This is a genomic window from Novosphingobium terrae (genome assembly GCF_017163935.1).
GTDB lineage: Bacteria > Pseudomonadota > Alphaproteobacteria > Sphingomonadales > Sphingomonadaceae > Novosphingobium > Novosphingobium terrae.
The window spans coordinates 1,418,659-1,438,715 of record NZ_JABVZR010000002.1 but is presented as its reverse complement, the minus strand read 5'-3'; the positions used below and the strand labels follow the sequence as shown (position 1 = coordinate 1,438,715).

The window sequence follows — 20,057 nt, the reverse complement described above, 5'->3', positions numbered from 1 at the left end:
AAGGGACCATGAACAATGGTCGGCTACGCCACATCTCGGCATTGAGAGCGGACTTTTCGGATACCACGACAAAGCACCAGTACGAGTGAGCAAATACATTCCACCCCTGCCCGTCTACCAGCGGTGCCTGAGGCTTAACGTCGCTGTGGCGCCCGCCGCCGGTACGCGGCTGGTGTTGAGGTTGTTACGCAGCAACTGGCTGTAGAGCGGCAGATATTGGCGATTGAGCAGATTTTCCACCCCCAGAGTGAGCTTATTCCTCTCGTCAAGGCGGTACGTCGCTACTGCATCAAGAGTCGCATAGCCCGTGACATCCCGCCTTCCGTAACTGGCCACACCATTGAGGCGATAGTCCCGATCCCCCACGAACAGTCCCTGAAGCCGCAGATCGAGCCGCTGGCTTGCCGCAACCTCCATGTAGAGGGTGAGCTTAAAGGGTGGAATCCGGTAACCGGTCATAGCCTGCCAGTTCGTTGCGCCACTCGCCCTCTCGCGGCCCACCATATAGGTCGCGCTGCCACCAACCCGGACCGGATCGCTGGGCTGCCCGACATCGATGCTCGTCTCGATCCCCTTGATGCGCTCAGCGGTACGCAGCAGGGTCAGGCCATTGTTGAAGCTCTGGACGTCACCCAATTGCGAGGTAGTGCGAAAGAGCGCAAGACCAGCACGGGTCTTCCCCATTACGCTGCGGTAGCCGATCTCATAATTGTCGATCTTGACGGGTTGCAGGTCGGAGTTGTTGATCGAAAAACCCGGCGTTGCATTACGCAACTGCAAGCCGACATCAGGAAGCTGAAAGCCCTGGCTGAAGGAGGCGTAGAGGTCATGCCCTTTTGCCGGCGTGAGCGTCGCGCTCCCATTGAAGGTCCAGGCGCCATAGGATGTCGATCCGCCCTGAATGGTCTGAGGGACCGCAGCGCGATATTGCGACAAGGGTACAAAGCTGTCGAAGGAGATACTTGCCCTATCGTAGCGTAAGCCACCATCCACCGCCAGCCACGGGGCAAGGCGATGCTGCATCTGCAGGAATCCGCCATAAGTCAGCGTGGTGAGCGGCGGCATATACATCAGCGTCCCGGTTCTGTTGAACACCAGCCCACCGCTCCGATCGTAAGCGGCAGGATCGAAGATATCATCCGGCATATGGCTGTTTTCGCGATTGACGTCCCCGCCCCAGGTCAACGAGGTTCGTGTTCCCAGCAGCGTCTCGATCGTTGCACGCGCGCCCAGCACCCGACTGTTCTGCATCACCTGATCGACATTGTTGCCGCGCGTTGAGACAGCACGCGCATCGAAAGGCGTGAAACGCGTGAACAGCACACGATAATAGCCCAACAGGGACAGGCGGCTCCCCAGCAGGTCGCGGTCGGAATAGTTGATGGTGGCGGTTGAACTGTGCAACTGGTTCTGATCGGCAAGCACAAGGCCTCCCAGCGCATGACCGATGGCCGTTCCGGGGGTCAGACGTCCCTGCGCAGGGTCTGCGGCATAATCGGTATGCTGATCCGCGCGATAAAGCGTCCCGGACAGCTGAAGATAGCGCTGGCTGCCAAGATGCCAGCCGATTTTGGCCCCCAGATTCCAGACATTGCTGTCATAAAGATCGCCCTGACTGGGCTCCGGCGCACGACGATTGCCATCGCCATCGAAGCTGCCGCTAATTCTCTGGAAGCCTCCGTTCACCGCTAGATCGACCCGGCCAACCGAGCCGGTGACAAAGGTCTGTGTGCGACCGCCCAGCCCGCTGCCGGATAGGCGCGACAGGGCCGAAGTCGCCGCAACTTCGGTCTCGATGCGCAAAGGGCCGCCCGCCGGACGCGTGGCAATGGCGATGATGCCACCCGTGGCGCCGCTGCCATAGATCGCGCTACCGCCGCGCAACACCTCCACGCGATCGATCGTGCCGGGATCCACGCTGGCAAGCGTACGCGCGCTTTCACGATTGGTGTTGTAGGGCACGCCATCAACCAGCACCAGCACGCCGCGGCCACGCAGGGTCTGCCCGTAATCGGTGATGGTATGCGAGGAATCGGAGAGGCCGGGGATCGTCTTGGCAAGGATCGTCGAAAGCGTATCCGATGCTGTCCTCTGCGTTGCCACCTGATCGCGATCGAGCAGCGAGATCTGGTGCCCGGATGCCACGATCGTCGCACTGCTGCGCTGCGCGATGACCAGAATATCGTCACTGCCTTCCATCGGCGGCCGGGCCACGGACTGGCCGGGTGCTATGGCAATCTTGCGATGATGCTCGACCTGCTTTGGGCGGCGTGGAGCTTCGGGCGCGGGAGCCGCCGTCAACACATAGCCCCCATGACCATCGCTGCGCGCCTCCACAAGGGTGCCGGCTAGAAGATGGCTCAGAGCCTCACGCATCGTATAGGCGCCGTGCAGGCCCGCGCTGTTCCGGCCGCGCAACAGCGCCGGATCGAAGACGATCATCACACCTGCCTTGCGCCCCAACTGCGCAATCGTCTGCCCCAGCGTTCCGGCAGGAAGATCCAGCATGAGGATTCCCTCCGTGCCTTGTGCCTGTACTGCCTGCCCCGGCATCATGGTTGAAAGCATGGCAGCAACCGCGAACCCGCAGGCCGCCCTAACCCTTGTCATGTCTGTACCCCTGTTTCGAGATGGTTTTGCAGGGGGGACGGACGAGATCGGAAATCGGGAACCTAGGACCGACAATTTTTTAGCGAAGTACCTCGATATGGCCGCCGGACTGTTTTGCTCGCAATCCCGTCGAGCGCAGAATGCCATCCAGAGCACGATCGGGATCGGTAAGCGGGAAACTTCCCGAAACGCGCACGCCCGACATGCTAACCCGATCAAAGGCAACCGGCACATCCCGGTAGCGATTGAGTTCAACCAGCACCTCGCTCACCGGGCGATCGTCAACGGCAAGCCAACCCTCGGCCCAAAGTCCGGCCGCTTCCGGCTCCACATGCCCGAGGCGTACAACCTTACCGCCTCTCAGACTGGCGCGGTCTCCCGGGACAAGATCCACGCAAGCGTCCGAACCGGAGCCCTCTGCGCAAGCGCGGACTCTGGACTCAAGGACCACGATCAAGGTCGCATCGTCACGACGTTCGACGGTAAAGGCCGTACCCAAGGCCGTCGCCGTGCCATCGCGCGTTTTGACGACAAAGGGATGAGAAGCATCCTTCGCAACATGGGCAAGCAGTCGCCCATCGAAAAGAAACACTCCCCGCTTGCCGCCAAGGCGGCTGAGCCCGATTGAGGTTTTCGTGTCGAGATTGAGGGTGCTGCCATCAGCAAGCCTGACAGCGCGTAGCTCACCGGCACCGGTCACATAATCCGGGAAGAGAGCGCGCACCGCCATGGACCCGGAGGCATACCACCCGCAACCAAGCAGGCAGGCGCCCATCGCCAGAATGCCGATCCCGCGCGCGCGCACCGACTTGCGTTTGAAAAGCACATCCATAGCCCCGCGCTGGGCGCGATCCGGCCTTTCGATGTCCAGGTCGAGCTTGAGCATGCGCTCCATGGCAAGACGATGGGTCGGATGCTCCCGACACCAGGCGTCACAAGCCTCGCGATCGGCAGGTGTCGCCTCGTCGGTTGCCAATTCTGCGGCCCAGACAGCTGCCCGGGCAATAACATCAGGGGCCGGAGACTGTGTCATTTAATCGGGAAAGGCGAGCTTGTAGCAATGCACATACGCCTGGGCGACATAGCGCTTGGCCATGCGCACGGAAACGCCCAGATGCGCGGCGACGGCATCATAACGTTCCCCGTCAAAGCGCACCATCATGAAGGCGATTCTCGCTTTCTCGGGCAGTTTTTCCAGCAAGCGCATGATGGCATCAAGCAGTTGAACCGCCTCGACAATGCGTTCCGGCGTTATCGGATCGCTCCCTTCGTGATCGAGCGCATAAGCTGCCAGATAGGCCCGCTCGATGTCCCGGCGGCGAATGTCGTCAATCAGGATGCGCCGGGCCAGTGTGGCCAGATAGTTTCGCGGTTCGCGCAAAGCCACGTTTTGCGGCGTCTCGAGAAGGCGGCAGAAAGTATCCTGGGCGAGATCGGCGGCCCGGCTGGAACAGCGTGTCTTGGCCCTAAGCCATCCCTGCAGCCATCGGCCATGCGCCTCATAAAGAACGCCAACATCAACAACCGGGTTTAGACCTGACACTTGCAACGCTTCCATCGGCATTTCGGCAGACAGCATAGTCCACCGGGGGAAGAATCCTGAAGGCGATAGGAGTATTGATAATCACTAGCAATCCATCTGCAACTCTTTTGCATCCAGGCTCCACACGATCCGGCACCCATCTGGCCCTTCTCTTGCTACCAAGTTTGGCGCCACACATTGCAGGGTCTGGAGCATCGGGACATGGCTTTGCTCACTCCAGCTCGCCCGATCGGCATTCGGAACAGCACCGTCCAAACATTATATTTTCCCAACATATCTCAGTGCTATTGCGACTGACTATCAGTCGATATAAAAAACGCATAGGGATTGTAGGAGACATTCGTGAAACAAGGGCTTCTGGTCCGCGGGCAGGCTTGCCGCGCGGGACGATGGTCTGCGGCCATCGCCGCAGGCACCGCGCTGGCCTCACTCTGGACTTCTTGCGCCCATGCCGCGCCGCCGCCGATCATGACCACCGTGAATGAGGACGCTGACGGCAAGCATGACAGTGATCCCCTTGCCTTCGTCCACAACTGGCGGCGTGAGCAGGGAGCGCTTGGCGACATGTGGGGCCTGCGCGAGGCTCTGGCACAGCATGGCGTCACCTTCGCCGTGCAGGAAACCAGCGAGGCGCTGGGCAATCTGACGGGCGGCACGCATAAGAGCCTCGATTACGACGGACTGACCCAGGCAATCGTGCAGGTCAATTCGCAGCGTGCTTTCGGCTATTACGGCGGCACCTTCAACGTCTCGGCACTGCAGCTTCACGGGCTCAACCTGTCGGCCCGCAATCTGGGCACGCTGCAGACCGCCAGCGGCATCGAGTCCGACCGCGCCACCCGCCTGTGGGAACTGTGGTACGACCAGAAGCTGCTGCCCGAGGACCGGCTCGACATCCGCGTGGGCCAGCAGAGCCTCGATCAGGAATGGATGGTCTCGACCAATGCGCTGATGTTCGTGAACACCATGTTCGGCTGGCCGATGCTACCCTCGGCCAATATGCCGGGCGGTGGCCCCGCCTATCCGCTTTCGGCTCCGGGCATTCGAGTGCGTTACCGCCCGGTCAATGCGCTGGCGATCCAGTTGGGCGCCTTCAGCTCCAGCCCGTTCAATATGAGCAACGCACAAGCCCAGGCACTGGGCGCCGACGCGCAGCAATTGAATCCCTCGGGCACCAGCTTTCCCTTCTTCAAGCACGGCACGCTGTTGATGGGCGAGTTGCAATACACCACCCCGGCGCTCGGCGGCATGGTCTCGCCAGATGCCAAGCCCAAGCTGTCGGCCACCTACCGCCTCGGCGTCTGGTATGACAGCGAGCAATTCGCCGATGTCCGCTACGGCGGCGACGGCCTGCTTCTGGCCGATCCGAACAGCGACGGCAGTCAACGCCTGCATCGCGGCAATCTGGGCATCTATGGCGTGATGGACCGCATGATCTGGCGCTCTTCCAGGGACCCCAATCGCACGCTCAGCGTCTTTGGCCGCGCCATGGGCACGCCTTTCGCCGACCGCAACACCATCAGCTACAGCGCCAATCTCGGCTTCGTCCTGAAAGACCCCCTGCCCTATCGCACCGACGACTCCATCGGCATCGGCATGGGCTTTGCCCGCGTCAGCCCCAGCCTGAGCCAGTTCGACAGCGACACCGCCTTCTTCACGGCCAGCTACAACCCGCGCCGCACCAGCGAAACCTATATCGAGGCGACCTATCAGCGGCAGATCACACCCTGGCTGCAGCTCCAGCCCGACATCCAATATGTGTTCAACCCCGGCGGCGGCGTGGCCAATGATGCAGGCACCGCGCGCATCGGCAACGAGGTGGTAGTCGGTATCCGCACCAACATCCTGCTGTGAAAGGCCGCCCCATGCGCAAACTCATTCTCACGTTGGCAGCCGGTCTTGGCCTGACTGCCACCCCGGCGCTGGCCCAACATCAGGGCTATCTGGAAACGGTGCATCGCCACACCACGCTGGCGCTGACTACGCCTGACAATGGCGACGTCAATCCTTACGCCGTGGTCATTGCCCCCGTCTCGGCAGGCAAGATCCAGAAGGACGATGTGCTGATCGATAATTTCAACAACATCGCTAATCTGCAAGGGCTTGGCACCACCATCGTCGATTACAATCCGGCCACGAAGAAGACCACGCTTTTCGCCCAGATCCCGCGTGACACGGCGCAATGCCCGGGCGGCGTGGGGCTGACCACGGCGATGACCATGCTGAAATCGGGCTGGGTCATTGTCGGCTCTCTGCCCTCGAAAGATGGCACCACCGCCACGCGCGGCGAAGGCTGCCTGCTGGTGCTCGACCCCAATGGCAAACTGGTCGCCACCTGGTCGGGCCCGACAATCAGCGGCCCTTGGGGCAACATGGCGGTGGTCGACAAGGGCGACAGCGCCACGCTGTTCATCTCGATGGCCGGCTTCGACGTGCCCGGCCCCCATGTGCTCGACCCGGCGACGCATTATCCCGTGGTGCTTCACAAGGCCACCGTTCTGCGGCTCGAGCTGACCATTCCCGAGGGCAAGCCGCCGGTGCTCACCAGCCAGACGGTGGTGGCCAGCGGTCTGGCCCAGCGCGCCGATCTCGACAATTTCCTCTTCGGCCCCACCGGCCTTGCACTGGGCGAGGATGACACGCTCTATGCCACCAACGGGCAGGAGAACACGATCATCGCCATCGATCACGCCTCCACCCGGGGTGACAGCGGCGGCACGGGCCGGGTCGTCACGCAGGGCGGCTTGCTCGCGTGGCCGCTGGCCATCGCCTGGACGCCGGAAAAGCATCTGCTGGTCACCAATGGCAAGAACGGGCAGGTGGTCGAGGTCGATCCCAAGGCGGGCAAGCAGATCTACGCGCAGTGGATCGACAATGATCAGGCACAATCGCCCCCGGGCAATGGCGATCTCTTCGGGCTGGCGCTGCTGCCCGATGGCTCGGGCTTCTACTATGTGGAGGATGACATGAACACGCTCGTCAAGGCCTCGCGGTGATGGTGAACAAAGCTGGATCCGGTGCGTCGCGCCGGGGGTTTCTGGGTCAGGGTTTGTTGGGCGGCGTGGCTGCGCTGGCGGGTGGCGCCGCCGCGCAGGCCACGCCACCACGCATCATGCATGGACCGGGATTGATCAAAGGTCATTCCGAACCCTTCTATGGCCGCTATCAGGCCGGGATCATCACGCCCACGCAGCAATATCTCTATTTCGCAGCGCTCGATGTCACCGCCGAGAAGCGCGAAGAGGTGATCGACCTGCTGCGCCGCTGGACACAGGCCGCCGCCCGCCTCACCGTCGGACTGGACGTGGAGGGGGATGCCACCGCCGATCAGCCCCCCGCCAATTCGCTGGAAGCCGAGGGTCTCGGCCCTGCCCGTCTGACGCTGACGTTTGGTTTCGGCGCAGGCCTGTTCACCAGGGATGGCACCGATCGTTTCGGCCTTGCCGCGCGCCGCCCGGAAGCACTGATTGACCTGCCACGTTTCAACGGCGACCAGTTGCTGGCCGAAAAAACCGGCGGCGACCTGTGCATCCAGGCCTGCGCTGACAATGCCACCGTGGCCATGCATGCCGTTCGGCAGCTGATCCGCCTGGGTTACGGTCTGGTGCAACCACGCTGGGTTCAAACGGGCTTTGGCGCCGGCGGTAAGCCGGGCGAGACGCCGCGTAATCTGATGGGCTTCAAGGACGGCACGATGAACCCGGACACGCGCGATGCCACCGCCATGGGGAGGTTCGTGTGGGTGGGTGATGAAGGCGGCTGGATGAAGGGCGGTTCCTATCTGGTGGCACGCCCGATCCGTATCGCACTTGAACATTGGGACCGGATGAAGCTGGGTTTTCAGGAGCAGGTCGTCGGGCGGCACAAGCGGTCAGGCGCGCCGCTGGGTGGCAGCCATGAGTTCGAGCCGCTCAGGCTGGATGCGGTCGATGCCGATGGCAATCCGGTGATCCCCGAAAACAGCCATACGCGTCTGGGCGCTCCACAAGTCAACGATGGCGCGCAGATTCTGCGCCGGGCCTATGCCTATGACAATGGCGTGGCCCATATCGCCGAGCGCTGGCCACCATGGCGTCAGGGCGTAATGATGGATGCCGGACTGATGTTTCTGGCCTGGCAGCGCGATCCCCGCACCGGCTTCGTCAAAATCTTCGAGAACATGGCCAAGTTCGACATGATGAACCAGTTCGTCACCCATATCGGCAGCGGGCTGTTCGCGTGCCCGCCGGGGGCGCGGGCAGGCGGATATGTGGGAGAAACATTGTTTGCCTGATACGGCGAGATGCTCCCTCATCCTCGCCGATGTGGAGGTTGCAGGTTGGCAATTTCGAACATTGGGGCCAGCTTCTGCGCATATGGCAGGGCGTAAAACACTCCGCGAGGCATTCCGCCTCTGGAGAAGGACAATGCGGAAGATCATCATCGCTCTCACGGCCGGATGTCTGCTTGCCACTGGTGCTCATGCTGCGATGAAGGGCGAACAGCTGGCTCACCGTGCCAAGGTGAGCCTCTCCATCGCCCGCGCTACGGCGCTCAAGGCACGACCGGGCAAGATCACTGACGAGGAGCTTGAGCTGGAGAAGGGAGGCTCAGGCCTGCGCTACTCTTTCGACATCGCCAACGGCGGCAAGACCTATGAGGTAGGTGTCGATGCCAAAACCGGGACTGTTCTGGAAAACGCCGTGGAGGGCAAGCGTCCCGACTGAGGCGCTCGCCAAAACCCGCAGCATCTGGATCAAGCGGCAAAGCGCAGCTTGCACACCAGCCCGCCCTCGGGCGCATTGGAGAGGGTGAGAACCGCACCGATCCTTTGCGCCAGATTGCGCGCGATGGTCAGCCCCAGCCCGGTCCCCCCGGTGCTGCGGGACCGCGAGTCCTCCAGCCGCACCATCGGTTCGAACACCGTTTCCAGATGCTCCTCCGGAATGCCCGGCCCATCGTCACGCACCAGAATGACCAGCCCGCCCTGATCGCGATGAGTGGAGAGATGCGCGCCGCCGCCATAATACACCGCATTGTCGACCAGATTCTGGATGCAGCGGCGCAGCATCTGCGGCTGGCAGCGCCAGTCGCACCCTGCCGCCTCATCGAAGCTGGCGACATGCCCGGCCTCGCGCTCATCCTCCACGATGCTGTGGATCAGGGAATCGATGTCGAGCAGGACGATGTTCTCATCGCGCCCGGTGCTGCGTGCCAGCTCCAGCCCTTCATCGACCACCGCGCGCATCGCCTGCCAATCGCTGAGCAGGCGCTTCTGCAAAACCGCATCCTCCATCTGCTCCAGCTTGAGGCGAAGGCGGGTCATCGGCGTTTGCAGATCATGCGTGATCGCCGCGATCATATAGGTCTGTTCCACAGCATAGTGGGAGAGGCGCTGCTGCATCCCGTTGAAGGCCCGGATCGCGCTGCGCACATCGCTCGGTCCGCTTTCGGCCAGCATCGGCATGCCCGGCCCGGGCCGCACATCGGCCGCCGCGCGGGTCAGGCGGCGGACGGGTGCGCCGGCGGTGCGCGCCACCACAAAGGCCAGCAAGGCTGCCGCCACCGCGATCACCGCCAGAAAGGCCGGATCGGGCCCGTAGGAAGCACGCAGCAGCGAGGGCGGCCCGGTCACCAGGCTCCAGCGGCTGCCGTCGGAGAAGCGTGTCTCGATCCGCCAGCAATCGGTGGCGGTGACGGCCTCTTTCCATTGCCGCGCCACGACCGGATTGACCGGGCGGTCGGCGCGGTGATGCTCCTCGTCCTGATCGCCATCCTGGGCAATGTCACATCGTGCGAGCGGGATGCTGGCGACCGTACCTTGAACGCCCGGCGGAAGCTGCCCGGCCAGCAGCGCCGTCAGCTCGGCGTCGCCCTGCCCAGGGCCATCCTGCGCCCCGGCGATGCGGGCAAATCGCCGCGCTTCGCGCATCTCATGGCTCCGGCGGGCCACCGAGGTGCTTTCCAGTTCGGTCAACAGGCGCCCGGTGCGCTCGATGGCGCGGATGGCCTGAATGTGCCGCACCTCGGCCACCCGCCGCGTTTCAGAAAGGACCACGCCCAGCGTTCCGGCCACCGCGATGCCAACCAGCAGGATCACGAAAATCCGGCTGGTCATGCTGTCGAACAAGGCCGAGAGTCTCATGAGAGGGTGACCGCCGCGGCCAGCACATAGCCCTCATAGCGCACGGTACGGATCAACTCCGCGCCCTGCGCCCCGAAGCGCGCGCGCAACCGGCTGACCTGCAGATCGATGGCCCGGTCATTGGCATCGCCCTGAGGCACCGCCCCCAGATTGAGCAATTGCTCACGCGAAAGCACGCGGTTGGCATAATCGATGAACAGGCGCAGCAGGCGGAACTCCATGCCGGAAAGCATGGTCACACGGCCATCCGCATCGCTGAGCTGACGGTGTTCGAAGTCCAGCGTCCAGCCGGCGAAGGCCGCGCGGCTGGCCGAGAGCGGCTCCAGATTGACGGGCATGGTGCGCAAGCGGCGCAGCACATTGCGGATGCGCGCCAGCAGTTCGCGCGGCTCGAAGGGCTTGGCCAGATAATCATCGGCGCCCATTTCCAGCCCCAGCACCCGGTCGATCGGCTCGCCCCGCGCGGTGAGCATCACGATGGGTATCTGGCTGGTGGCGCGAAGATCGCGGCACAGGGTCAGGCCGCTTTCGCCGGGCAGGTTGAGATCGAGGATGATGAGATCGAAGCTGGTGCGATCGAGTTCGCGGCGCATCGTCGGCCCGTCCGCTGCCGCGGCCACGGTGAAACCGGCGTTGCGCAATTCGACCGCCAGCAGCGCGCGAAGTTCGGGGTCGTCATCGACGACAAGGAGATGTGCCTGAGTGTCCACCCTCCCCCTCTGCCCGTTTGCCGGGCGGACCGGAAGACTATTTGGTGTCACATCATGTCGGCCTGCGGTTTGACACATTGGGACACAAAGTTCCTCCGGCTCGACATGTTGCGACACCACCTTCGCGGCCCTCCTGCGCTAGCAGCGAGCCATGGCCTTCCTCCCCTCCCCCCGCCTTGTCTCAACGCTCGGGTTGCTGATCGGCACGAGCGGTTTTTCGTGTTACAGCCCGGCGCTGGCCCAGACGGCGACATCGCCCGCTCACCAATCCCCGGGCACCATGGCGCCCGACATTGTGGTGAGCGCGCAGCAGCCAAATGTCGAAACCGGGATCGACCGCAAATCCTATGCCGTCGCCCGCGATCTTCAGGCCACCACCGGCTCGGTCGCCGATGTGCTTCGCAATGTTCCCTCCGTCAGCGTCGATGTCGATGGCAATCTGAGCCTGCGCGGCGACAGCAATGTGCAGATCCTGGTCGATGGCCGCCCTTCGCCGCAGTTCAACAATGCCAACCGGGCCGCCGCGCTCGAGGCGCTGGGCGCCAATGGCATCGAACGGATCGAGGTGCTGACCAATCCCCCCGCCAATTTCAAGCCGGACGGATCGGCGGGCGTCATCAACATCATTACCAAGCGCCGCAACGGCAGCCATGCGGCCAGCCTGCAATCAAACGTGGGCAGCAGCGGGCGGTTCAACCTCAGCGGCACCGGCAGCGTGCAGATCGGCAAGCTGGGCCTGCATGGCGGTCTGACCCTGCGCCGTGATCTGCGCGTCCGCCATTTCAGCGATGATCGCACGGTGACCGATGCCACCACCGGCGCCGTGCAATCCACCAGCCACATTGTGGGCAACGCCAGCGACAGTCGGCTGGCCAAGATCGCCACGCTGGGCGCCGACCTCGATCTGAGCAACGTCGACAGGATCAGCGCGGAAGGCAGCTACAACGCCCGCTCCGATCATTCGACCTTCGCCGAGACGGCCACGGAGGGGCTGAACAGCGGCCTGTCCCAATCGGGTCGAGACCGGCCCGGACGCGAGCAGGAAATCTCCAACTCGGCCATGCTGCGCTATCATCACGACACCGAAGCGAATCGCAACGGCATCACGCTGATCGCCCAGCGCGCGCAGACCTGGGAGCGCCAGCGCTTCGCGATCACCAACAGCACCATCCTGCCTTTTGCCGACCCGACCTTCCAGAACCAGAACCTCTATCGCAATCAGGTCACGCGGGAGATCAGCGCGGAATATGTCGGCAGCCTGCCGGGCTCGGCCAAGCTGATCGCGGGCTACAACCTGCAGCGTGATGACACGCTGTTCGACAATGGCCAGACGCTGCCCGCCGCCGCGGGCGCAGCCGCGCTGCCGGACACAAATTTCACCAACATCTTCCGCTATGGCCAGACGATCCATGCCTTCTATGGCTCGTATGAGCGCCCCATCGGTGCCTGGACGCTGCTCGCGGGCGTCCGCCTCGAACAGGCCGACATCACCACCCACCAGATCACCAGCGGGCAGCGCGGCGGTTATGGCTTTTTCCGCGCCTATCCCAACCTGCATCTCACCGACAAGCTGTCCCCCCATCAGACGCTGAGCCTGAGCTACGGGAAGCGCGTCATCCGGCCCGATCCCGAGGATCTCAACCCCTATCTCGTGCAGCAGGACCCCTACACGCTGCGGCAGGGCAATCCCGGGTTGAGGCCCCAGGAAATCCAGTCCTTCGAGGCGGGGTGGAGCTATGACAAGGGCGCGACATCGCGCAGCGCCACCCTCTATCTGCGCAGCGCCCGCAACGCCTTCACCATCACCAGCACCCCGGTCAGCCCGACGGTGGTGCTGATCACCGAGCAGAACCTCGGCAAGAGCCTGTCGGGCGGGCTTGAGGTGGCGACGGCGGGCAAGGTGATGAAAGGGCTCGACTACACGCTGAGCGGCAACATCTTCTACAACCAGATCGACGCGGCCAATCTGGGCTTTACCGGCACGCGCTCGACCTTCGGCTATGAAGCGAAGGGCGCGCTCAACTGGCATATGACGGCGGCCGACACGCTCCAGATCAATCTGGCGACAGCGGGCAAGCGGCTCACCCCGCAAGGCTATCGCCGGGGCTATGTGGTCATGGATCTCGGGTATCGCCATCAGTTGCGCAAAAATCTGGCGCTGACCGCCACGGTGTCCGATGTCTTCTCCAGCCGTCACGATGGCCTGATCGTCGATACGCCAACCCTGCAGGAGGTGACGCTGCGCCGCCAGAGCGGGCTGGTGGCGTCAATCGGCCTGTCATGGACATTGGCGGGTGCGAAGAAAAAAGCCGCTGAAAAATTCGATTATGAGAAATAGTCGATAAAGATTTGCTCATCTCAAATACAGGCCGCCGATGATGAAGGATTTGAAGCTGACCGGTGGCACCTTCCGCGTGATCCCTCGCGCCGTAAAAGCGCTCAATCATGAATTTGTCGCCAACTATTCCACTTTCGATCTGGGCAGCAGCTATGCCACGAGGTTGGCGGGCAGGAAGGCCGTGGTGCCGATACATGCCGCAAGCATCACCAAGAAGCGCTATTGTGCCACGTCAGGATCAAGCATAGGCACTGCGGGCAATCCGCTGACTGTATATGCTGGCGCGCATTGCGCTTTTAACCGATCAATGGCGGTTTCGTCGTCAGGAGGGCACGCGACTGACATCCGCCGCCCGTCTTATGCTGAAACCCCCTGAAAACTGGTGCTGCTCGAACGCCTGTCCTTTGTGATCGTTGATGATTCCTGGGACTCGGGCACTCAAGAGCAAGAACACAACAGTCCCGACCCTTGATCTCACCAACACAAGAGAGCCCATTGCTCGAGAAGCCATGTTGCGTGGCAACATCTCTCCATCGGGCATGGCGTTTCATCTGCTTCGCCCGGCCGCACGGCAATCGCGCCTGGAACGGCAGGTTCTGGCTTGTGCGCATATCTGCAACTGCCTGATGGCTCGACGCCCCCCATGGCGCGCAGCTGTCCGGCTCCGTGCAGTTCAACCTATACGCTAGCCCAAAGGAGGGGCCGGGCGTGCCCCTGCGCCTCGATGTGATGAATGTGGGCAGGCAACGCTACGAGAGTCGCGATGGCATCGGCGTGGGGGTTGTTGGCCCCTGCTGAGGCCTGCGCTGCGGGCTTCTTGTTGGGAAGGAGCAAGGCGATTTAAGTTTCCGACCTATGGTCTTCGGCCGGTCGCCTGTTCAGGGCGAGGCGAAGCGGGCACGCTTGCAAGCATGGATCCTTATCAATCCGCGACCATCGGGCCGCAATCACCAGCCACGATCAAAAACGACAAATCCTTCCACCAAACAAGATCCGATAACAAAGGATATTTCTGTAAAAATCACCCATTTAATCCAAGATTATCGCAAGTAGATCGTCAAAATCGAAAGCAATATTTGAATCAAAGCAACAACTCCTCACTCCTTATCAACCCAAATTACCACATTGAAGCGTATTCAACTTATTATTATTTCTGAACAAATGTTATTTTTATTTAATGTTTCAATTATTGGGAATAAACAACTTTGTGGAACACAATAAATGTAACATTCTGGACTGAATGAGCCGGCATAAATTTTCATAAAAGCCGGGGACCCCCATGCACATTCGATCCATTTCCTTGACTGCTCTCGCCTTTGCCCTGCTGCCAACCGCAGCCATGGCCGACACTGCTGCCCCCGCCAATGACACGACGGATCAGGGCGGTATTGTCGTTTCGGCCCGGCTCGCGCACACGGCCCGTGAAGAGCAGAAGGCCGCGCCCAACCTCATCGACGTGCAGTCGGCCGAGGCCATCGCCAAATATCCCGATGTCAACGCCGCCGAAGCGCTCAGCCGTATGCCCGGCGTCGCCCTGTCAATCGACACGGGCGAAGGCCGCTTCATCAACATTCGCGGCCTCGACGGCAATTTCAACGGCTCGACCATGGGCGGCGTGGTGTTGCTCAACACCCAGCCGGGCGGCACCTATTTCAACGCAGCGGGCCGCGCGGTGGAGTTCGACACCGTGCCCATCGGTGCGGTCGACCGCATGTCAATCATCAAGACCGGCCTGCCCGATCATGATGCCGAAGGCATCGGCGGGTCGGTTGAACTGACGCCGCGCACCGCCATCGGCGCGCATCGCCTCTTCGCCGATGTCACGCTGGGCGGCGGCGTGGAGACCTTCGCGGGCAAGGGGCTCTATCGCGACGAGGTTGTGCTAGGCGGCCCCATCGGTGGTGAAGATTCGCCGGTCTCCTTCGTGGTCAGCCAGTTCCTCTACAATGATCATCGCAGCTTCCACGATATGGAAGCGGGTTATGTCGATGCCGCAGGCACGCCCGACAAGGCTTTTGCTGCGCTGGAACTGCGCAAATATGATTATTACCGCCAGCGCTTCGGTTATTCGGGCGAGATGGATTATGTTCCTGCCGAAGGCCAACGCTATTATCTGCGCGCCAGCATGGCCGGTTACAATGAACATGCCTATCGCAACCGCATGATCCTCAACTTCGACGGTAATCCCACTACCAGCGGCAACACGCTGACTGACACTGGATCAGCCCAAAAGACCTTGCGCGATTACGATGAAACCCATCGCAACATCGTGGTGCAGCTGGGCGGCGACAATCATCTAGGCGACGCGCATCTCGAATATTGGGGTGCCTATTCGCGCGCCAGCTACAACAAGCATTACGACTACAATTCGACCTATGACAACACCAACAGCTACACCATCGCCTATGACAACATCACCAACCCCGACCTGCCGCGCTACAGCGTCACGCAGGGCACCGGCCTGACGAACCCCGCCAATTACACGCTGAGCGGCATCGGCAACCAGACCGAGCATGATGTCGATCAGGAATGGTCGGGCGCGGGCAGCCTGTCTTTGCCCATCGGTCTGACGCCGAACGATGAGATCAAATTCGGCGCCAAGCTGCGCTTCCGCGACAAGGTGGCCCGCCCCTATACGGCCAGCGCCAACCTTTCCGGCACGCGCTCGCTCACGCAGGACGCCGTGGGCGGCTCGGTCACCGATTTCTACCACGCCGGTTATGACATCGGCCCGGTCATCAACGGCCCGGCGCTGCGTTCGCTCTATGCGCAGAACAATTCGGGACTGGTGCTCAACCCGGGCGGCTATTTCGACGATACCGAGAACATCGCCGCCGGCTTCGCGCAATATCAGGGCACCTTCGGCAAGCTGGGCGTGCTGGCGGGCCTGCGTTTCGAGCATACCCATGCAGTCTATCGCGGCATCGGCAGCAGCACCGATGCCAATGGCAACACCACGCTGACCCCGCTCTCCACCGCGCGCAATTACGACAATGTCTTCCCCACGCTGCAGCTGCGCTATCAGGCCAGCCCGAAGCTGGTCGCCCGCGCCACCTATTCCACCGGTATCGCGCGGCCCGGTTTCTATCAGACGCAGCAGTCCACCAGCGTCGATTTCGGCGGGCTGACGGTCAGCACCGGCAATCCCAATCTGCTGCCGACCTACAGCCATAATTTCGATGCCTCGCTGGAATATTACCTGCCTGATGCCGGGGTGATCTCGATCACCGGCTTCGACAAGGAACTGCTGGATTATGTCGTCACCCGCACCAACCGGGTGAATGGCTATCAGGGCAATGCCGGCATCTTCCTGGTCTCGACCTATGAGAACGCCCATCACGCCCATGCGCGCGGCTTCGAACTCAATTTCGTCGACAAGTTCACCGCTCTGCCCGGCCTGCTGAGCGGCTTCGGCATCGACGCCAACTTCACCCATGTGGACAGCGGCGTAGCCCTGCGCGCGGGCGAGGGCAATGTCACCCTACCCGGCACCTTCGGCACATCGTGGAACGCGGCGCTGTTCTATGAGCGCGGCAAGGCCAAGGTCCGCCTCGCTTCGCAGTTCGAAAGCTCTGTGCTGTTCGGTGTGGGCTCCAGCCGCGCCACCGATGTCTTTCAGGACAGCCGGTACACGCTGGATCTGAACGGCAGCTACGATCTGACGCGCCGCGCGCAGCTCTATCTCAACGTCAAGAACCTCACCAATGCGCCGCTGCGCTTTTACGAGGGTTCGCCCAATCGCCCGATCCAGCGCGAGTTCTACGATGTCACCATCGAGACCGGCGTGAAGCTGAAATTCTGATGCAGAAAGGAACCTCTATGCTCCCCCCCTTCCGTTCCCTGCTGGCGTCCACCAGCGCGCTGCTGAGCGTGCTGGCCGCGCCCGCCGCAATGGCCGCGTCCGCCGCTGCGGCCTTTACGCAAATGCCGGCCATTCAGGTCCCCGACGACCTCTGGGATTTCGCCCAGTGGGATGGCGAGCATCACCGCCTGCTGGTCGCCCACGGCAAGGACGTGCTGGTGGTCGATCCGGCCACCCGCGCGGTGCGTTCCATCGGCCAGATCCAGTATGCCCATGCGGTGCTGCCCCTGCCCGGCCATGACCGCATTCTGGTGACCAGCAAGTTCGATGACAGCGTGCGCATTCTCGATGGCTCCAGCGGCGCCGAAGTGAACCGCATCGCCGTCGCCAAGGATCCCGACGCCACTGTGCTGAGCGCCGATGGCCACAAGGCCTATGTGATGGCGGCCAAAGCCGGGACGATCTCGGTGGTCGATCTCGACAGCATGGTGGAGACCGGTCGCATCCCGCTCAAGACCGGGCTTGAGGTGGCGGTGCTGGCCAGCCCCACCCTGCTGGCGGTGAACACCGAGGATTTCAACGAGATCGAACTGGTGGACCTTGCCACCAACAAGCCCGCCGGTACCATTCCGCTGCCCGGCTGTGAAGGCCCCACAGGTCTGGCCATCGGCCCGAACGGTCTGGCGCTGAGCGCCTGCGCCAATGGCAAGGCCGCGCTGGTCGACATCGCCCATCGCAAGGTGGTGCGCATGCTGCCCATCGGCATGGGGCCGGACACTGTGATCTGGGATGCGGCCCATCACCGCTTCCTGGTCCCTTGCGGCGAAAGCGGCTCGCTCTCGATCATCGCGATGGACAAGGCCGGACCGCATGTGCTGCCCGCCGTGGCAACCGGGCCCAATGCCCGCACCGCCGCGCTCGATCCGGCGACAGGGCGGCTTTACCTGCCCTCGGCCCGGCTGAACCCCGTGATCAAGGGGCAACCCAAGACGGTTGTCTCCGGAAACTTCCGGATCCTTGCGCTATCCCCGCGCTGATCCGGAACGTTCCCCTGCGCAATTTGCCTTGCGCAGGGGAACGTCAAGTCTCCCCACACCCCACAATAGCCTTAATCGCAAGGAGTTGACCATGACAGCCCGCTCGACGCGCCGCCTCGTCCAGACCATGCTGCTGCCCGTGATGCTATGCGCCGCCGCGCATCATGCAGACGCGCAGACCAATGCCAAGGCAGCCCCCGCACAAGCATTGGTCGATGAGGTGGTGGCCGAAAATCCGGAGTTGCTCGACGTTCTGCTGCATGTCACCCCGCCGGGAGAGAGCCGCAACATCGTGATCGCCGCCCATCTGCCCAAGGATCTGGGGGAAGTCTCAGGCGAGGACGATCTGGGTGTGGCGCGCACCGGCAAGCCTCTGGTGGAGGTGCAGAAAGACGGCGTGCGGATCGGCGTGCTGCTGCAGTTGCGCGATGCGCAGCACCGGCCAATCGGCGCCGTCGGCATCATGTCGCGCTGGAAACAGGGGGACAGCCAAAAAGCCGCACTGGCCCGCGCCATCGATATTCGCGACCTGATGGCGCAACGGATCACGGCCCTCCCCGCCCTGTTCACCGCGCCCCGCTAGAAAAGCATCATCACCAGGATCATCCGGAAACGCTTCCATGGGATATCTAGCCGAAGCCATTTCGGCGGCGCGCCGTGCACGAACGCAGGGCGCCGTGCCTGTTGCGCTGTGGCATGAAACGACTCTGGCCGAATGGCTGGTCAGCGTTCCGGATGCCTTTGCGGAGCAACGCAGCCATATGATCGCGGCCTTGCGCAAGCGCATGATCGGAACCATGGAAGCGATCTCTGCCGATGCCATAGACCGCGCCATGGCCGCCATGATGAGCGTGCCGCGTGAATGCTTCATACCGCCGCTGATCGACGATCTGGCTTATCTGCCCATGGTTCATGATATCGGCCTGGAGCAGACGATCTCTCATCCCGAGATGGTCGCCCTGCTGGCCGCTGCCGGCGACCCAAAAGATGGCACAGTGCTCGATGTCGGCACGGGATCGGGCTATCAGGCCGCGGTGATGGCGGGCATGGCCAGCCATGTCACCTCCATGGAGATCGTCAAGGATCACGCCCGCAGCGCCCGAGAGCGTCTGACCGGTTTGGGCTATTCGAACATCGAGGTCCTGATCGGCGATGCAGGGGCGACAGGCCAGTTCCCGCCCGAAACCTTCGACACCATCGTGATTGCAGCCGGGGCCGCCACCATTCCCGAAGGACTGAAGGCAGCCTTGAAACCAGGCGGCAGGCTGGTGATGCCGATCGGCCGCTCGCAGGATGAGGAACAGATGGTCCTGCTGGAACGCCTTTCTCCCGACATCTATCGACATACATTGCTGCGCCCCGTCCGCTTTGTACCGTTAACCGGGGAAGGCATGCGCCATAACAGCGGCACGCCGGAAGAATGGCCAGCAATGATCGCCTCGACCTTGCCTGGAATAACGCCTTCCTCGGGCTCTGAAGACAGCCTGGATTCCTAGCCTCCGCTCTGGCGGCGCCAAAACACCACCTGGGCCGTCAGCCCGCCGCCCGGTCGGTTCTCCAGCGTCAGCGCGCCACCGTGAAACAGCACTACGGTCCGCACGATACTCAGCCTCAACCCCTTCCAGCCTAAGGCGAGATTTCTTGCCTCCTCACGCCTGACGAAGGGAACGAAGACCTGCTCACGCTGATCCTCCGGAGTGCCAGAGCCCCGATCGTTCACACCAATGCACGAAGCCTCCGGCGTACCCTCCACCACGATCCGCGCCAGACCGGCATAGCGCAGCGCATTTTCGGCAAGGTTCTGAGACAACCGGGGCAGACTATGGGCAAAGCCCCAGGGTGGAGCCGCACTTCATCGCGCAGCGTGATATCTGCGCCCTGCTCGCACAAATT

At 62.4% G+C, this 20,057-nt stretch carries 16 protein-coding genes; 10 read left to right on the top strand and 6 right to left on the bottom strand.

Going from position 1 to position 20,057, the window contains the following annotated elements:
• Positions 1 to 114 precede the first annotated feature (114 nt).
• The 3 genes from HGK27_RS24450 to HGK27_RS24440 form a co-directional block, all read right to left on the bottom strand.
• A complete protein-coding gene (locus HGK27_RS24450; protein WP_206243441.1) occupies positions 115 to 2,508 on the bottom strand; it encodes a TonB-dependent siderophore receptor in 2,394 nt (797 codons plus the stop codon).
• Between the two features lie 181 nt (positions 2,509 to 2,689).
• Positions 2,690 to 3,643, bottom strand: coding sequence for a FecR family protein (locus HGK27_RS24445; protein WP_206243440.1), 954 nt, complete (start codon positions 3,641 to 3,643; stop codon positions 2,690 to 2,692).
• Positions 3,644 to 4,189, bottom strand: a complete 546-nt coding sequence (locus tag HGK27_RS24440; RefSeq protein WP_241127441.1) for a sigma-70 family RNA polymerase sigma factor — start codon at positions 4,187 to 4,189, stop codon at positions 3,644 to 3,646.
• A 306-nt stretch (positions 4,190 to 4,495) separates the two neighbouring features.
• Here HGK27_RS24440 and HGK27_RS24435 point away from each other — a divergent pair, with 306 nt between their 5' ends.
• From HGK27_RS24435 to HGK27_RS24420, 4 genes are all read left to right on the top strand, one after another.
• Positions 4,496 to 6,007, top strand: a complete 1,512-nt coding sequence (locus tag HGK27_RS24435; RefSeq protein ID WP_241127439.1) for a carbohydrate porin — start codon at positions 4,496 to 4,498, stop codon at positions 6,005 to 6,007.
• An 11-nt stretch (positions 6,008 to 6,018) separates the two neighbouring features.
• Positions 6,019 to 7,149, top strand: coding sequence for an NHL repeat-containing protein (locus HGK27_RS24430; RefSeq protein WP_206243439.1), 1,131 nt, complete (start codon positions 6,019 to 6,021; stop codon positions 7,147 to 7,149).
• Positions 7,149 to 8,426, top strand: coding sequence for an iron uptake transporter deferrochelatase/peroxidase subunit (gene efeB, locus HGK27_RS24425; protein WP_206243438.1), 1,278 nt, complete (start codon positions 7,149 to 7,151; stop codon positions 8,424 to 8,426). Before HGK27_RS24430 ends, efeB begins: the two co-directional genes overlap by 1 nt.
• Positions 8,427 to 8,559: 133 nt before the next feature.
• On the top strand, positions 8,560 to 8,859 hold the full coding sequence (locus HGK27_RS24420; protein WP_206243437.1) for a PepSY domain-containing protein: 300 nt from the start codon (positions 8,560 to 8,562) through the stop codon (positions 8,857 to 8,859).
• 29 nt (positions 8,860 to 8,888) lie between these two features.
• Here HGK27_RS24420 and HGK27_RS24415 read toward each other — a convergent pair whose 3' ends face one another.
• Complete coding sequence (locus HGK27_RS24415; protein WP_206243436.1) at positions 8,889 to 10,262, bottom strand: ATP-binding protein; 1,374 nt, start codon at positions 10,260 to 10,262, stop codon at positions 8,889 to 8,891.
• Positions 10,263 to 10,273: 11 nt separating this feature from the next.
• On the bottom strand, positions 10,274 to 10,987 hold the full coding sequence (locus HGK27_RS24410) for a response regulator (RefSeq protein WP_206243435.1): 714 nt from the start codon (positions 10,985 to 10,987) through the stop codon (positions 10,274 to 10,276).
• Positions 10,988 to 11,138: 151 nt separating this feature from the next.
• Between HGK27_RS24410 and HGK27_RS24405 the strand changes: the two genes are divergently transcribed.
• The 6 genes from HGK27_RS24405 to HGK27_RS24380 all read left to right on the top strand — a co-directional run bounded on the left by HGK27_RS24405 (position 11,139) and on the right by HGK27_RS24380 (position 19,660).
• Entirely contained in the window at positions 11,139 to 13,325 is a 2,187-nt protein-coding gene (locus HGK27_RS24405) for an outer membrane beta-barrel family protein (RefSeq protein ID WP_206243434.1), read from the top strand.
• A 37-nt stretch (positions 13,326 to 13,362) separates the two neighbouring features.
• Complete coding sequence (locus HGK27_RS24400; RefSeq protein WP_206243433.1) at positions 13,363 to 13,701, top strand: hypothetical protein; 339 nt, start codon at positions 13,363 to 13,365, stop codon at positions 13,699 to 13,701.
• 924 nt (positions 13,702 to 14,625) lie between these two features.
• Positions 14,626 to 17,127, top strand: a complete 2,502-nt coding sequence (locus HGK27_RS24395; protein WP_241127437.1) for a TonB-dependent receptor — start codon at positions 14,626 to 14,628, stop codon at positions 17,125 to 17,127.
• A 17-nt stretch (positions 17,128 to 17,144) separates the two neighbouring features.
• Entirely contained in the window at positions 17,145 to 18,164 is a 1,020-nt protein-coding gene (locus HGK27_RS24390) for a YncE family protein (protein WP_206243432.1), read from the top strand.
• 91 nt (positions 18,165 to 18,255) lie between these two features.
• A complete protein-coding gene (locus HGK27_RS24385) occupies positions 18,256 to 18,747 on the top strand; it encodes a hypothetical protein (protein ID WP_206243431.1) in 492 nt (163 codons plus the stop codon).
• 37 nt (positions 18,748 to 18,784) lie between these two features.
• Positions 18,785 to 19,660: a protein-L-isoaspartate O-methyltransferase family protein gene (locus HGK27_RS24380; RefSeq protein ID WP_206243430.1), complete on the top strand. Its 876-nt coding sequence runs from the start codon at positions 18,785 to 18,787 to the stop codon at positions 19,658 to 19,660.
• Here HGK27_RS24380 and HGK27_RS24375 read toward each other — a convergent pair.
• Positions 19,657 to 19,974: an ATP-binding protein gene (locus tag HGK27_RS24375; RefSeq protein WP_206243429.1), complete on the bottom strand. Its 318-nt coding sequence runs from the start codon at positions 19,972 to 19,974 to the stop codon at positions 19,657 to 19,659. The genes HGK27_RS24380 and HGK27_RS24375 overlap by 4 nt on opposite strands.
• Positions 19,975 to 20,057: the final 83 nt, after the last annotated feature.